This is a genomic window from Paenibacillus radicis (ex Xue et al. 2023) (assembly GCF_024722015.1).
GTDB lineage: Bacteria > Bacillota > Bacilli > Paenibacillales > NBRC-103111 > Paenibacillus_S.
In genome coordinates, this window is the sequence record NZ_JANQBD010000002.1 from 423,133 (window position 1) to 437,819 (window position 14,687).

Genomic DNA, 14,687 nt, shown 5'->3' on the forward strand with positions numbered 1-14,687 from the left:
CCTCCTCGCTACTCTAGCTTTTAGAACCACGGTCTATGTACTCATCTCTGCAAGGAAGCCATATAGTCACGCTTGTACCTTCATTTTCATTGCTTTCGATTAGAATATCGCCGTGATATTTATTTATAATACGTTTGGCAATTGCAAGTCCTAAGCCGCTGCCCCCCAGCTTTCGGTTCCGAGCCTTATCCACTCTGTAAAACCGGTCAAATACAAACGGAATGTCTTCTTTGGGAATACCTACACCATGGTCCATAATTTGAATACTTGCTGTATTGGATTGAACTAGATCCATATTAATCTCTATCATCTTCTGATTAAGTGAGTATTTAACGGCATTATCAAGTATGATCAAAATAATTTGTTTCAAATGATGCGTAGAAATTTGCAGCAGGCATTCTTCTTTGGCCAATCGTACGATAAATTCAACATCCGAATGAAGCACGGAGAGATCATTAACGACCTGTTGAATAATCGATCGCGCATCGGCCCAATCTTCAATTGCATTCTCATGGATGGCTTCCGCTCGTGAAAGCTCCAATAATTCTTGTACAAGCTCTTTAAGTCGGACAATTTCCTCTAAAGAGGATGTCAGCGATTCATCCAATATGTCTGTATTAGTTTTCCCCCAACGGTTCAGTAAGGACAGATGCCCCTCAATTATAGAAATAGGTGTACGAAGCTCATGTGATGCATCCTCAACGAACTGCTTCTGCTGCCGGAACGATTTCTCAAGCTGCTCCATCATTTCATTAAACATTATTGCCAAGTAAGACAACTCATCCTTATTATCATGAAAGGGGACACGTTCCTGCAAACCATTTTCCATTATTTTTTTCATCGTTTCTGTAATGGATTGTATAGGCTTGAGAAGCTGACGGGATATGAGCAATCCGCCTAAACCACTTAGTATAACAGCAATCCCCGCTCCGGATAGCATGATAACTATAAGGGTTTGGTTGAGGTTATCCAATGACTCCAGATTGTTAATGATCTCAACAGTTCCAGTAAAATTGCCTGTAATTAATGGGCTTCGTATAATAAGCAAATGATCTTCAAGGTACCATTTTGTTTCCATTTCCGGCTTTGCTACAGGCTTAGGGGTTACCCCTTGCTCAGGCAAATCATTGCTAACTATTAAAACAGGGTCACCATTATTGTTTATAACACGTATTAACTGATTGTTTTTAACGATTTTTTCAACAAAAAGGGTCGCGTCTGCTATCTGCTCTTGATCTGACTTCTCTGCAATAAAATAATCTTGTATGGAATTCATGTCCTTGCGAATTTCTTCATAGGTTTGGTTCATATGCCAATGGTAAATAACTATGTATTGGGCCGTGTTATAAACAAAAAATATGATAAATAACAGTATAAACGACCAAAGCATTAATTTCCATTTTATCGGGATCCTAGAATATTTTATCCCCATGGTATCATGCTCATTACATCCTCAACGATAAAAATTATTACCATCCCGAATCCCTCAAATTCATAGCATAAGTTGTTTATTTCTTTATAAGTATTCCACTTCTCTCATAAATTCATCATTAATGAGAATGTTTTACTTAATTGCTCTTTCATGTCAAGACTATTTACATTAATTATTTCTAATGAATTTCTAATAACACCGGTCAAAATCAAACGGCGTAAGGGTTTTCCCCTCCTCAGGTAAATAGTGGCTATTTTTCTTGTGGTATGTTGTTGTTAGGCCAAAGCCTACACCAGACAAAACCATAGGAGGAAGAGTTATGAACAACACGAAGAAAAACCATCTTGGTAAAGCTGTAGTGGGAATCAGCCTCACCCTAGCGGTTGCTTTTACAGGAAGTACGCTGGTGGCACCTCAATCCGCTCACGCGGCTACTGTGTCCAGTACGTCTGTGGCAAACAATGTTATTGCAACGGGAAAACATTTTCTTGGCGTCCGATATCAATTTGGAGCTCCTTCAGGAAAAACGAATGCTTTTGATTGTTCATCGTTCACCCAATATGTTTTTAAACAAAATGGAATCAACCTGCCACGTTCCTCCAGACAGCAAGCTGGGGTCGGTACCCCTGTATCCAAAAGCAAGCTGCAGCCGGGAGATTTAATTTTCTCCGACACTAACCGTGATGGTGTTATTAATCATGTAGGTATTTATATGGGCAATGGGAAAATACTTCATACCTATAAAGTCGGAATCGGCGTTACGATTTCCAATTTTGCCGGAAGCACATGGGATCGAACATTCGTGACAGCCCGCCGCGTCATTAAATAGCACGTCAAAAAAGCCCCAAATTCGGGGCTTTTTCTCATAAACATCAGGATAAGGAGATTGCTACTACAAATTCGGTAACGCCTTCGTTGCTTTTCACTTGAATCGATCCTTTATAACGAATAATTAGCTGCTTCACTATATGCAGCCCTAGTCCGCAATTTTTACCGCTGACTTTGGAAGAAAAGCCGGATTCGAATATTCGAGTATGTAATTTCTCGGGAATATCTGGGCCTGTATTGCTTATAGTAAAATGCAATTGGTTGTTCACTATATCCCCTTTAACTTTTACATGGCGATATTTTTTTTCGAGCTCCATTGTTGCGTCAAAAGCATTATCTATTAAGTTGCTTAGTATTTTCACGACATCCGTAGCTTTAATCGGGCTTAACTTCAATTGATCCATATGTTTGAATTCGTACTCACACAGGATATGCAAAGATTCAGCTTGCGTTAATTTTGCCTGCATTAGCGCTATTAGAGCGGGATCATTAATATTTATTAGATCATTAATAATCCGTATCTCTCCCACGAGAGAATTGGTGTATTTCTGCAAGTCATCATAACGTTTTAGAGTTAGGAACGCATGAATGGTTTGTATATGATTTATAAAATCATGCCTCTGCTCTCTAACCGATTGAAACAGCATTTCGATATTTCCAACATAAGCTTCTTGAACATTTTGAAGCGCAAGCTTCTTATTTCGTCTGAATATCCACAAAATGGAACTCACAATAACTATCGCTAGCAAGGTACATAGCCCCATAAACCACACAGTGTTCATCAATTGTTTGTTAAGCACCCTATTGATTTCGGTATAGTCGGATGTTATTGCTATTAACGGTGCACTTCCGGAAGGATTATATTTTAAGTAATCCGTCGGGATAGGAGCGAAGCTTTTCATCACAGATTTACCGTTTATTTCTGTAGTATAGAAAACCATTTCATTTGTTACCATAGACAATGCAGCATGCTGCTTCTCACGAGAGTCTCTAAGCTGATAAGTTCCAAAAAAAACTTCTCTTTCTGAAAACCAACTGCTAGGGGTCGGATTATCGCCCGGAAGCTTACGATCAAGAAATGTATTGGAGTTTAAGACGCACACTTCCAGTATAGTAGGGCCATTTTCCTTCATTAATACTTGAATCGCATCTTCTATTCTTGTAATTTCTTGATATTCACGAAAACTCTTTTTATGCAAAAAGGGATTAATTATATAATTAGTAGTACCATCGTAATAGTACCCCCATTTATTGACTTCATTAGGGCTTGTCGTGGCAGTGTCGATGGGATAGCTCCAATAATGTGGTAAAGTTTGGCCCATGCCCACATTAACATCCTGCAGCTTAAACAATTGATTAAAAGCAATGTAGATCGTATCCCAGCCTTTGGAGCTAACATTGATCTCTTTCGGATCTGACGATCTCACTCCAATAATATCATCATTGACTTTGGCAAATAACGTAATCTCATCGACTCCAAGATCGCCTGCCAATGCCTTTAGTTCATTATTATCGATTTTATTGTAATCGGGATCTAACTTTTGCTTGGCTGCAATCGCAACCGTTCTAAGATTTTTCCCCAGTAATTCCTCGACAACCGACTCTCCATCCACAGTATGTTCAAGGTTCGATTTGATGCTTTTATATAGAAGATTCATTACTCCCTTTTGATTCTCTATGAGCAGCTCCTTATAATGCATATAATAGGATGTATTCAACAAAATTAGTATTATTATAAACAATAGAGATGTTTTTAGAGGTATATGTTTTAACAAACCCATATGGATCACCTTTTCTTCATTCTCATTCTTATTTTCATTATAGCAAGGATTTGAAATAATTGTATTATTTTGTCGAAAATAAGAAATGAATACAACAAATTATGAAGTACGAAAGACCCACTTTCGCTGAATATCTGCTGTTTTTACGCAATACTGTTATAATGTAGCTTTGTAGAAAAAGCAGAAACAGGTCATTTCCAATTCGGGAGGTTTAACATGAATGATAAGGTTGAGCAGGCTTTAGTCACCACTCTAAGAAACTGGAAGTCTATGTTGGGAGCGGAAAACGCTGAGGCAGAAGAAGTTGCAAATGGATTTGAGGCTTCATTTTACTTGTTCATTGATGCGGTTCGCGAGTGGTTCCAAGAGTTAGATCAGCGGCCGCAAACATTGGATGAGTTCTTGGAATTATCCGTGATCAAAGATATTATCGACAGGCTTCCTGGTCCGTTGTATTTGAATTTTGAAACCGAAGCCGAGCTCATTGTTGAAAATAGGCATAGAATCGACGACGAAAAGTATGACTAACCAGTCGCTGCAGGCTGTGAAAAACAACTCTCCAACGACTTGGTTTAGTGTACCATTATGGATTGAGAGGATTCAAATGTTTTTCAAAAAGGTTTGAATCCTATCCAATGCCTTATCAAGTTGTGTTAACGATGTAGCATAAGAGCATCGGACAAATCCTTCGCCGCCAGCCCCGAAAACATTGCCTGGAACCGTAGCCACTTTCGCCTCATCAAGCAGCCTCTGAGCAAATTGTTCAGAGCTCAAACCCGTGTGCGAGATAGATGGAAATACATAAAAGGAGCCAAGAGGCTCGTGACAAGGCAAGCCAATTTGGCGTAGATTCTGAACTATCATTCGCCGGCGTTGATTGTACGACTCCATCATGGAGTCCTTTTCTTCCATTCCGTTTTTCAATGATTCAAGAGCTGCTATCTGTCCCAAAATAGGCGCACACATCACGGTATATTGATGAATTTTCAGCATAGCCGCAATTAGTTCCGGATGGCCGCATACGTAGCCCACTCTCCATCCAGTCATTGCAAATCCTTTGGAAAAACCGCTGACCAGCAAGGTCCTTTCCTTCATTCCAGGCAGAGAAGCGAAGCTGACATGTTTGCCCTTATACGTGAGCTCTGCATAAATTTCATCGGAAATGACAATAAGATTTTTTTCCTCGACTATTTTGGCGATTGGAAGCCAGTCCTCATAGGTCATGATGCCCCCAGTCGGATTGTTCGGATAGCAAAGCATAAGCACCTTTGAGCGGGGTGTTAATTTATTGATTAGAGCCTCTGGAGTGAGCTTGAAATCATCTTGGGCAAATGTTTCAATCTCCACAGGCTTTCCGCCGCCAAGAAAAGTAAGAGGGGAATATGAAATGTAGCAAGGAACTGGCACTAATATCTCATCATCAGCTGTAATAATTGTACGCAATGCAAGATCAATAGCTTCACTGCTTCCGACCGTGACAAGCACTTCATTGGATGGCTCATATTTGACATTAAAGTTAGTGAACAGATACTCAGCAATCCCCTCCCTAAGCTCAAGAAGTCCTGAATTCGGAGTATAGGTTGTTTTTCCTTTCTTCAGCGCTTGTATACACGCTTCTCTAACATTCATGGGAGTAACGAAATCCGGCTCTCCTATCCCAAGTGATATAATATCCGCCCTTCCATTGGTTAAATCAAAGAACTTTCGAATTCCGGATGGTGGCATTTCACGTACGGATGGCGAAATAAAATCAGCTATTGAATGATGTGTCATAAATAATTCCTCCTCTTTTTGAAAAAACAAAAAAACCCGCCCCATGTCAAGGGACGAGTTTTAACCCGTGTTACCACCCTAGTTTCACTTAAAAAAGTGACACTCTGCTCACGTATCCATCAATACGTGTTCCTTCTAACGCAGGAAATGCGGCGGGGCTTACTTCATTTCAGCTCGCTTCTCGGAGACGGCTTTCGGTTATCATCTGAACGTTGGTTTTCAGCTACCCCAACTCTCTGTACGATCAGACCTGCAACCTACTTTTTCTCTTCAATGAATTTATGGTACTAATATGAAATTAAAGGTAATGATAAACATACTTTAAAATTCTGTCAATAGAAATTTCAAAAAAATACTGCGGATTCTGGTTCCTTATCATTTTCTTTTAACACGAATTTCGTGAGCGATTTGCTCTGTTATCTCATTTAGACCGATAGTACCGAGGTCACCCTCTCCCCGATTGCGGACAGCTACCGTGCTTGTATTTTTTTCATTTTCGCCTACTACCAGCATGTAAGGTACTTTTTCGAGCTGCGCCTCACGGATTTTATAGCCAAGCTTCTCGCTCCTTATATCTACCTCCACGCGGATACCTGCATCCTCTAATATTTGTTTCACTTGAAGTGCGTAGTCGATGTAATTATCAGATACCGGCAATACTTTGGCTTGCACAGGTGCAAGCCAGATGGGGAAAGCTCCACTGAAATGCTCTGTTAATATCCCTATAAAGCGGTCTATAGACCCATAGGCTGCGCGATGAATAACGACAGGACGGTGCTTTTGGTTATCTTCTCCGATGTAGGACAGGTCAAATTTTTCGGGCATTTGAAAATCAAGCTGAATAGTCCCACACTGCCAGCTGCGTTTAAGTGCATCAAGAATATGGAAATCGATTTTAGGTCCGTAGAATGCCCCATCCCCTTCATTTATGCGGTATTTAATCCCCCGCACATCCAACACATTCTGAAGAGCCGCTTCCGCTTGGTCCCATAGCTCTTCAGAACCCATTGAATCTTCGGGTCGTGTAGATAGCTCGATTGTATATTCAAATCCAAATACGCTGTATATCTGATCGATAAAGTCAATAACTCGACCAATCTCCTCTTGTATCTGATCAGGTCTCACAAATAGATGAGCATCGTCCTGACAAAATGTTCGTACACGCATCATCCCGTTTAAAGCGCCAGAAAATTCATGACGATGTACTTGGCCTAATTCGGATATACGAATTGGAAGCTCCCGGTAAGAGCGGAGGGTGCTTTTGAATATAAGCATATGTCCCGGACAATTCATTGGTTTAAGCGCATATTTAGTTTCATCCACATCTGTAAAGTACATGTTTTCATGATAATGCCCCCAATGTCCGGACTGTTCCCATACTCTCTGGTTCATCATAAGAGGAGTGAGTACTTCTTGATAACTTTGCTTTATCTGCTGCTCTCGGGAAAAGTTCACGAGCTCTGTACGTATCGACATCCCCTTGGGCAGGTAGAACGGCATACCTGGAGCTTCTTCCGAAAACATGAACAACCCAAGCTCTTTGCCAAGCTTACGATGATCCCGTTTCTTGGCTTCCTCCATTAACAGCAAATGCTCATCAAGCTGAGCCTTCTTCGGAAAGGAAGTGCCGTATATGCGCTGCAGCATTTTATTGCTTGAATTGCCACGCCAATAAGCACCCGCTACATTCAAAAGCTTGAATGCCTTAATCCTGCCTGTTGATGGAAGATGCGGCCCGCGACATAGATCAAGAAACTCTCCCTGATCATATATCGAAATTACAGCATTCTCCGGCAGATCATTGATTAGCTCCAGTTTAAGTGTGTCTCCCAGCCTCTCAAAAATCTTTATAGCTTCTTCGCGGCTTACTTCACGTCGTACTATGGGAATGTTCTCTTGAACTATCCTCTCCATTTCTATTTCAATAGCAGCCAGGTCATCACTTGAAAAAGGCTTTTCAATATCGATATCGTAGTAAAAGCCGTCTTCAATGACAGGTCCTATACCGAGCCTGACGGCTTGCTGCCCATAAATGCGCTTAATGGCCTGAGCCATCAAATGCGCTGTACTATGACGGTAAACTTCTACGCCATCCTTGCTTTCAAGCGTTACAATTTCAACTTCACAATCGTCCACGATTCTTCGGCTTAAATCAACCATTTCCCCATTAATTTTCCCTGCCACTGCCGTTTTCTTTAATCCGCTGCTAATGGATTCTGCCACCATCTCAACAGTCGCACCATAACCATAATTCCGTATAGATCCATCAGGCAGCTTGATCTTGATTTCCATGTCTATTCCTCCAAAATTGAATTTTTGAAACACAAAAAGCACAGTTCATCCAAAGGGACGAATGTGCTCGTGGTTCCACCCTAATTTTGACCCCCAAAAGGGAGGGGTCCTCATTAATTTTCTGTAACGGGAATTCCCGGCGAAGTTTACTCTCATGACGATTTCAATATCGCAGCTGCAAGGGGGTAAACAGCTTACGATCTCCGAAGGGGCTTTCAGCCGGTGACCCCTCTCTCTGTCCGGTATCTATAAAGCGTTCATGTCCTTGGTTGTAGCTTTTAATGTATGAATATATACGCAAAAAAGCACACAAGTCCTAAAAGGGACGAGTGCGCTCGGCTCGTGGTTCCACCCTGATTCTGACCCTCACAAATGACGGGTCCTCATTGATTTCTGTAACGGGAATTCCCGGCGAAGTTTACAGTCATCACGAATTTCTCATGACGATTTCGATATCGCAGCTACAAGGGGGTAAACAGCTTACACTTTCCGAAGGGGTTTTCAGCCGGTGGCCCCTCTCTCTGCTCGGTATCTATAAGTATTCATGTCCTTGATAGTAGCTATTATTTGTAGATTATAATAACTAAATGAATATTGCTTGTCAAGCAGCATAAAATTTTCCCCAAAAATAATGTTGTGCTATTCCTTGTTCATTATAAATATTACGATCAATGAGGTTGTGTGAGTGATAAAGCAAGTATGGGTTATCCCGTTGTTTTTTACAAGGCAAATGCCTGCTCCAGCTTAAGCACTAGCTCATCAGACAATTTCCACCCCGTCGCTCCGGCATTTTCTACAATTTGTTCCGGACGTGTTGCACCAATAATAGCCGAAGAAACAGCTGGACGGTTAATGAGCCAATTCAAGCTAACCTGGGATGGTGTTTTTCCAAGCTCCTGAGCTACCTCTCTTAGTACTGAGAGTCCATGTTGAACCCGATCAACTTGTGATTTCATCCGGACTGCTCTATCAAGCGTTAATGGGTTATTATCGCCAACACGGCTATCCGTAGGTATTCCTTGATCATATTTCCCCGTTAAAATACCGCCTTCCAACGGACTGTAGATTATCATTCCAATCCCTTGGTCAACGCATAATGGCTGAAGCTCCTTCTCCACCTCACGGCTGATCAAATTATATTTGGGTTGTGCGGAGCTGAAGCTGACCAGGTTTTTAACATCGCTGATCCATAGCGACTTTGTGAGCAGCCAAGCAGGGAAATTGGAACTGCCAATATATCTAATCTTTCCTTGACGAATCAGATCATCAAAAGCACGAAGCGTTTCCTCAAGAGGTGTCCCCCAATCAACATCATGTGCTTGCAGTAAATCAATATAGTCCGTATCAAGCCGCCTTAAAATATTATCAACCTCTTGCATAATATGTATGCGGGATAAACCCTCGTCATTGGGGCGGTTGCCTACTCTTTTCATCAGCTTGGTTGCAACCACGAAATCAGAACGACGACCTTTCATGGCGCGACCTTGGATTTCTTCCGCTTCTCCACCAGTATACCGGTTAGCATTATCGATCAGATTAATACCTAGGTCATAGGCTTGGTGAATAAGGCGAATCGAATCCTCAGGCGACACTCGACCCGGAATACCAAAAGCAGGGTTCGAGCTGCCGAAATTCCAGCAGCCTAAGCTAATTTTCGAAATTTTCAAACCACTTTTACCCAATTTACCGTATTCCATTCTTACCCTCTCCATTCGTAATAAAAATTTTAGTTCATTTATTCATTGTAAAGGTATACCTGTAAGGTATTTTACAAATCCTTTGAAGGAGGACTTATTTAGAAAGGTGTGACGACATGGCTGAGCAAGAAGCATCCAAGCAAAAGCAAGTACAGCAGCAAATCGAGCAGGCAGCACAAGAGGCGCAGCAGCTTGCCCAACAAACCGAGAAAATAGCTCAACAAGTTAACGAGCAGCAATTGCAGCAAATCCAACAACAAGTCGAAGAAAGCTCTCAGCAGCTTCAGGAGCTCCAGCAAACCTTGCAAGATTCAGAAAATTCAGAGGATCAGAAGCAGCAGCAACAACAACAACAATAATAAACAAAAATCAAGCCCCGATTGAAAGACCAGTCATAAGATTGGTCTTTTAGTCTCTTGAATGGCTTATCGAACTTCTTTTGCATTTCTATTACCAAGTTTTAACACTTACAAATCATTAATATATTTCCATCCGGATCTTTAAAATTAAACCAGTGACCATGCTCAATATCCGTAACCAATTCAACCCCTAGACCCTTCATGAAATCAAAAGATTCTTGTATATCATCCGTATTAAAATGAAACGTCGGTGTTCTAAAATACGCATCCTTCGTATAGATTTTACTGTCCAAAACAACGTTCAAACCGTTATTATCCATCGGAATACAACACAGATGACCCGCAATAATATCAAAGTCAGGTTTAAGACCAAGTAATAAGCAATACCAATTTCTTGCTTTTTCAATGTCACTTACAGGTATAAAAATAGCTCCAACTTTACTCTTAATAAGCTGTGACTCCAATGTCATCCCTCCCCATATGCCATTATGAGTAAAATTCGATCTGGAATCGATATTTCCCTCTTTATTCTTCAAACAAAAAAGGGACTAGCTGTAATGAAACAGCTGTCCCTATCGTTGCTTGAAGTTAACTCTATTGAATGATTAATCTGGCACTATGAAATAATTTCTACCAAATAAATCGACTACATCTTCAGACTTTAATTTATTGCCGCCATTCCGATGAGCCAGATACTGAATGAAATCATAAGCTGCTCTTTGATCAAGCTCGTTTAATCCGTCCAACAGGTTAAATAATTTTTCTTTGCTGACCATAAATAAATCCTCCTCTCAAATTAAAAAAAGTAGAGACGGAAAGATTTTTTTGCTCCTTAAAACACAATAAACACAAGGCTAGACCTTGTGCTTAAAAAAGCAAATCTATCCTTCCCACTTGCGCTTACGAGGTTAGCTGTCGGATTTGGGCGGTGAGAAATCGCCCTACAACGTATATGAGATACGTCGATTCACCCCAATAAACTTGGTTCCCCCGTTTTTCTTAAAGAAAACTCAGCGTGCTAAAGTGATATTAAGTTGTACTATATTCTAACCCCTAATTGCTTATTTTGTAAACCCCATTTATTAAAAATAAGGCAATATTACTAAATCATTAGAATTTCTCGAATTTCATGCTCCGTCAGAGCCGATAATGCTTCCTGTCCGGGTTGGATCACTTCATCGATCAGGTTCTTCTTTTTTTGCTGAAGCTCGTACATTTTATCTTCAACGGTACCTTGGGTTACAAGCCGGATCACCTGCACCACATTCTTCTGTCCAATTCGGTGTGCTCGATCGGCTGCCTGCTGCTCCACTGCAGGGTTCCACCATAAGTCATACAGGATTACCGTGTCCGCTCCAGTCAAGTTCAACCCGGTCCCACCCGCCTTAAGCGAGATAAGGAATAAGTCTCGTTCACCATCATTAAATCGGCTGCATAGCTCGACACGATCGGAAGTTGGGGTATTCCCATCCAAATAAAAGTGAGGTACACCTTGATAGCCGAGCTCTCTTCCAATCAGACCTAACATTTCAGTAAATTGTGAGAAAATCAGCATCCGTTTACCTGCACTTCTGCATTCATCAATAATCTCCATTAACTGCTCGAATTTAGCCGAGCTTCCAGTATAGTCTTCAACGAACAGCACAGGATGGCAGCACAGCTGGCGGAGTCGAGTCAAGCCGGCCAATATTTTGATCCGGTTTTTTTGAAAGCCCTCCTCATTCAGATGCTTCAATGTTTCCTTCTGCAGTTTGGCCAAATAAGCCACATACAGCTTCTTCTGATCAGGCAGCAGCTCGGAGGCTTGCAGCGATTCGATCTTCTCCGGCAGCTCCTTCAGTACTTCTGTCTTCAGGCGACGAAGTAGAAACGGACGTATTCGTTTGGCAACGATTTCCCGAGATAAATCATTGAATGCCTTTCTACCTGGGAACAACTCAGGGAACACCGCATCGAATATGGACCATAATTCCTCCAGCCTATTCTCTACCGGGGTTCCGGTAAGGGCAAATCGATACTGGGCCTGCAGCAACTTTACAGCCTGTGCTGTCTGAGTAGCGTGATTCTTAAAAACCTGAGCTTCATCCAAAATAAGGGTGTGGAACGATTGCGTAACATATAGATCGATATCCCTGCGCAAAAGCGGGTATGAAGTAATAATAACATCGGCTTGAGATAGATTCTTCAGAGCACTGCTGCGCTCCGCCCTACTGCCATCGGCGATGACAGACCGAATCTGCGGCGCAAATTTCTTCAACTCATTCCGCCAATTGTAAACAAGTGAAGCTGGTGATACGATAATCGCCGGCTGCTCTCGATTTCTTATCTCCGGTAGTACCGAAACGATGAAGGCGATGCTCTGCAATGTTTTGCCAAGGCCCATATCATCGGCCAGTATACCGCCAAAATGGTAATGCGCCAGTGTCTTCATCCATTGGAAGCCATACTTCTGATAATCCCGTAAAATAGGTATAAGACTTTCAGGTACTGCAAAATCCAGATTATCTGGATTTCTCATATTTTCCAATAGCCTTCGGAACGATTTGCCTAATTTAACCGCATTGCCTTGTCTCTGAGAATCCATCAGATGGAGGCCGCGAACTACTGGAATGTGAAATTTCGTCCCTTTTAGATCTCCTTTACTGATTCCCATTTCATTCATGAAGCGGATAATCTCTAGAAACTCTTCACCTTCTAGTGGTAAAAAAGCTCCGTTAGGCATCCGATGATAGTTGCGCTTCTCTTCAAGGGATTTCAACAGATTGCGGATTTCCGATTCCGGAATACCTTCCATATCAAACTGGAATTCCAGCCAATCGGTTCGTTCATCCACATCAACGGATATTTTAGGAGGTGTATGGCCAGTATAAAGTCTTGCTTTAACAGCCGATGTGGCGTATACCTTCAGAAGCTTTTCTAGCTGAGGTACGACATGATACAGAAAATCGTATTCCGCTTCTTCGTCATCCATGAAGTATCCGCCTTCTGTTTTGGTGAAGAGACTTTGCTCCATTAGCTCCATGATTTGTCGTTCTTGATCACCATCACGCATGAGGATGCGATCGCTGCCGCGCTTATGACTGTTTCCTTCCAAAGGATTAATGACAATATCGCCATATTGAAATTCTAATCCCGCCAGTAGACGATCCCTTACTCTATCCAAATACAGCTTAGCCTTTAATGGAGTATGCTCAATGCGTTCTGAGACGGATTGAGCGATACTGACGCTACCCAGCTTCATCAAACCGGGTACTACCTTTTCCATAAAAGGCTCCATTTGTTCTTGTGATATCTGGATTTGGTGCTTGCGCGAAGATTCCAGCATTTGCTTAAGCTCCACTAATCGCTTACATTGTTCCGGCTGCAGCTTAAGAAGCCTTCCTTCAAAAAGGGCTATCCCATAAGATTCCATTATTGTAATCTGCTCCAGACCTTGAATATCCAATTGATACCCAGCGGCATGTGAGGACTCGTCGAATTTAAAGAGAAGCGGGATCGCTTCATCGGATAGATGAAACCCATCGAATGTCCGGTCTTCATGCACCAGCTGTATGGACGGCGCCTTGATAAGCAAAGGAAGCAGCGCTTCCCATGAATAGGATGGAATCAGAAGCATTCTATCGCCGCTCATACCATTGCCATGACTAGAATAAGGATTAGAGGTTTCACGATACATCTGCTCATTATTATAAATTTGGGCTAACTGCCGAATTACATCATCATTCTCCTTCTGAAAACTATGGAGCTCCGGATCATAGGAGAAATTTTTAGAAAATACATAGGATTCTCTGTGGTCGAATCGATCAAGAAAATCTCTTATTTTCTGTACAATATATAGTCGCTTGGGACCGAACTTGATCTCAATGCCGAACAAATACTTCCGATAGCCATAGGGAAAGGTTTTACAAATAAACTCCACCTCAAGAGGGGTTCTTGCATCGAATAGAGGCCGGGTGCCGCTTGAACGCTGTGGCCTGAGGTCAAATAGCTTCAGAATTCCGTTGGTCAGTTGAATATCTCCTGTCGGATCAGCAGATCGGCCACCTCTGGAAGCTCCGAAGCGGGGTTCGACATGCCCGAGCCTGTTTCGCGATTCGTATTCCGGCTGCAGCATTGAAGCGTAAGAGCGAATCGGCACTTCACCTTCCTGCTGTAGATCATGGATGTTCAGTAATACGGCGGCGATATGCTTACAGTACTTGTCACTTGCTAAATAAGCAGGACAAGTGCATTCCGCATCCACATCCCCGTTTCGATCAATTTCAACATTAACCTGGTAGCTGCTGCCACCTTGGACAATGGCTTCATATAGTGATGAATTCGGATTATTATTTATTAAAGTTACTTTATGTGCGCGATAATAAGCTTCTCCTTTTTCGTAAGAAAACGAGCCGCATAACAACTTAATGACACGCTGAGTCAACTGAAAGCTCATTGCCTTACAATCCTTCCTTGGTTCAATCCATTCAATATACCGGATTTGTTTTATTCCTTAATGATAGCAGAAAAAATACTAATAAATAAA

11 protein-coding genes, 1 riboswitch and 1 other annotated feature are annotated in these 14,687 nt (G+C 41.8%); of the genes, 3 read left to right on the top strand and 8 right to left on the bottom strand.

All coding sequences use genetic code 11. From position 1 onward, the window contains the following. Positions 1 to 13: 13 nt before the first annotated feature. Entirely contained in the window at positions 14 to 1,390 is a 1,377-nt protein-coding gene (locus NV381_RS04540; protein ID WP_258212080.1) for a HAMP domain-containing sensor histidine kinase, read from the bottom strand. Between the two features lie 361 nt (positions 1,391 to 1,751). Between NV381_RS04540 and NV381_RS04545 the strand changes: the two genes are divergently transcribed. Then, positions 1,752 to 2,261 (top strand): C40 family peptidase, encoded by a 510-nt coding sequence (locus NV381_RS04545; protein ID WP_258212081.1) that lies wholly within the window; start codon positions 1,752 to 1,754, stop codon positions 2,259 to 2,261. Positions 2,262 to 2,304: 43 nt separating this feature from the next. Here the strand turns inward: NV381_RS04545 and NV381_RS04550 are convergent, their stop codons facing one another. Continuing rightward, positions 2,305 to 3,918, bottom strand: a complete 1,614-nt coding sequence (locus NV381_RS04550) for a sensor histidine kinase (RefSeq protein ID WP_258212082.1) — start codon at positions 3,916 to 3,918, stop codon at positions 2,305 to 2,307. Positions 3,919 to 4,257: 339 nt separating this feature from the next. On the opposite strand from NV381_RS04550, the gene NV381_RS04555 reads away from it, so the two are divergent. Further along, positions 4,258 to 4,569, top strand: a complete 312-nt coding sequence (locus NV381_RS04555) for a hypothetical protein (RefSeq protein ID WP_258212083.1) — start codon at positions 4,258 to 4,260, stop codon at positions 4,567 to 4,569. Between the two features lie 72 nt (positions 4,570 to 4,641). Here NV381_RS04555 and NV381_RS04560 read toward each other — a convergent pair whose 3' ends face one another. The 3 genes from NV381_RS04560 to NV381_RS04570 form a co-directional block, all read right to left on the bottom strand. After that, positions 4,642 to 5,814 (bottom strand): aminotransferase class I/II-fold pyridoxal phosphate-dependent enzyme, encoded by a 1,173-nt coding sequence (locus NV381_RS04560; protein ID WP_258212084.1) that lies wholly within the window; start codon positions 5,812 to 5,814, stop codon positions 4,642 to 4,644. 46 nt (positions 5,815 to 5,860) lie between these two features. Next, positions 5,861 to 6,097 (bottom strand) — a binding site (T-box leader). A gap of 92 nt (positions 6,098 to 6,189) precedes the next feature. Further along, positions 6,190 to 8,106 carry a threonine--tRNA ligase gene (thrS, locus tag NV381_RS04565; protein ID WP_258212085.1) on the bottom strand — a complete coding sequence of 639 codons (1,917 nt, stop codon included), beginning with the start codon at positions 8,104 to 8,106 and terminating at the stop codon, positions 6,190 to 6,192. A gap of 719 nt (positions 8,107 to 8,825) precedes the next feature. Further along, complete coding sequence (locus NV381_RS04570; RefSeq protein ID WP_258212086.1) at positions 8,826 to 9,803, bottom strand: aldo/keto reductase; 978 nt, start codon at positions 9,801 to 9,803, stop codon at positions 8,826 to 8,828. Positions 9,804 to 9,919: 116 nt separating this feature from the next. On the opposite strand from NV381_RS04570, the gene NV381_RS04575 reads away from it, so the two are divergent. Further along, on the top strand, positions 9,920 to 10,162 hold the full coding sequence (locus NV381_RS04575) for a hypothetical protein (RefSeq protein WP_258212087.1): 243 nt from the start codon (positions 9,920 to 9,922) through the stop codon (positions 10,160 to 10,162). A 101-nt stretch (positions 10,163 to 10,263) separates the two neighbouring features. On the opposite strand, the gene NV381_RS04580 is transcribed toward NV381_RS04575, so the two are convergent. The 3 genes from NV381_RS04580 to NV381_RS04590 form a co-directional block, all read right to left on the bottom strand. Further along, positions 10,264 to 10,632 (bottom strand): VOC family protein, encoded by a 369-nt coding sequence (locus tag NV381_RS04580; protein WP_258212088.1) that lies wholly within the window; start codon positions 10,630 to 10,632, stop codon positions 10,264 to 10,266. A 135-nt stretch (positions 10,633 to 10,767) separates the two neighbouring features. Beyond that, entirely contained in the window at positions 10,768 to 10,938 is a 171-nt protein-coding gene (locus NV381_RS04585; RefSeq protein WP_258212089.1) for a hypothetical protein, read from the bottom strand. 106 nt (positions 10,939 to 11,044) lie between these two features. After that, positions 11,045 to 11,188, bottom strand: a riboswitch (cyclic di-AMP (ydaO/yuaA leader). A 76-nt stretch (positions 11,189 to 11,264) separates the two neighbouring features. Then, on the bottom strand, positions 11,265 to 14,597 hold the full coding sequence (locus NV381_RS04590; RefSeq protein WP_258212090.1) for a DEAD/DEAH box helicase: 3,333 nt from the start codon (positions 14,595 to 14,597) through the stop codon (positions 11,265 to 11,267). Between the last annotated feature and the right edge of the window lie 90 nt (positions 14,598 to 14,687).

Excerpts from the sequence above, each read along its gene's own strand:
- NV381_RS04540 (WP_258212080.1), bottom strand. The coding sequence starts at position 1,390 with ATGCTTTGGTCGTTTATACTGTTATTTATCATATTTTTTGTTTATAAC.
- NV381_RS04545 (WP_258212081.1), top strand. The coding sequence starts at position 1,752 with ATGAACAACACGAAGAAAAACCATCTTGGTAAAGCTGTAGTGGGAATC.
- NV381_RS04550 (WP_258212082.1), bottom strand. The coding sequence starts at position 3,918 with ATGAATCTTCTATATAAAAGCATCAAATCGAACCTTGAACATACTGTG.
- NV381_RS04555 (WP_258212083.1), top strand. The coding sequence starts at position 4,258 with ATGAATGATAAGGTTGAGCAGGCTTTAGTCACCACTCTAAGAAACTGG.
- NV381_RS04560 (WP_258212084.1), bottom strand. The coding sequence starts at position 5,814 with ATGACACATCATTCAATAGCTGATTTTATTTCGCCATCCGTACGTGAA.
- thrS (WP_258212085.1), bottom strand. The coding sequence starts at position 8,106 with ATGGAAATCAAGATCAAGCTGCCTGATGGATCTATACGGAATTATGGT.
- NV381_RS04570 (WP_258212086.1), bottom strand. The coding sequence starts at position 9,803 with ATGGAATACGGTAAATTGGGTAAAAGTGGTTTGAAAATTTCGAAAATT.
- NV381_RS04575 (WP_258212087.1), top strand. The coding sequence starts at position 9,920 with ATGGCTGAGCAAGAAGCATCCAAGCAAAAGCAAGTACAGCAGCAAATC.
- NV381_RS04580 (WP_258212088.1), bottom strand. The coding sequence starts at position 10,632 with ATGACATTGGAGTCACAGCTTATTAAGAGTAAAGTTGGAGCTATTTTT.
- NV381_RS04585 (WP_258212089.1), bottom strand. The coding sequence starts at position 10,938 with ATGGTCAGCAAAGAAAAATTATTTAACCTGTTGGACGGATTAAACGAG.
- NV381_RS04590 (WP_258212090.1), bottom strand. The coding sequence starts at position 14,597 with ATGAGCTTTCAGTTGACTCAGCGTGTCATTAAGTTGTTATGCGGCTCG.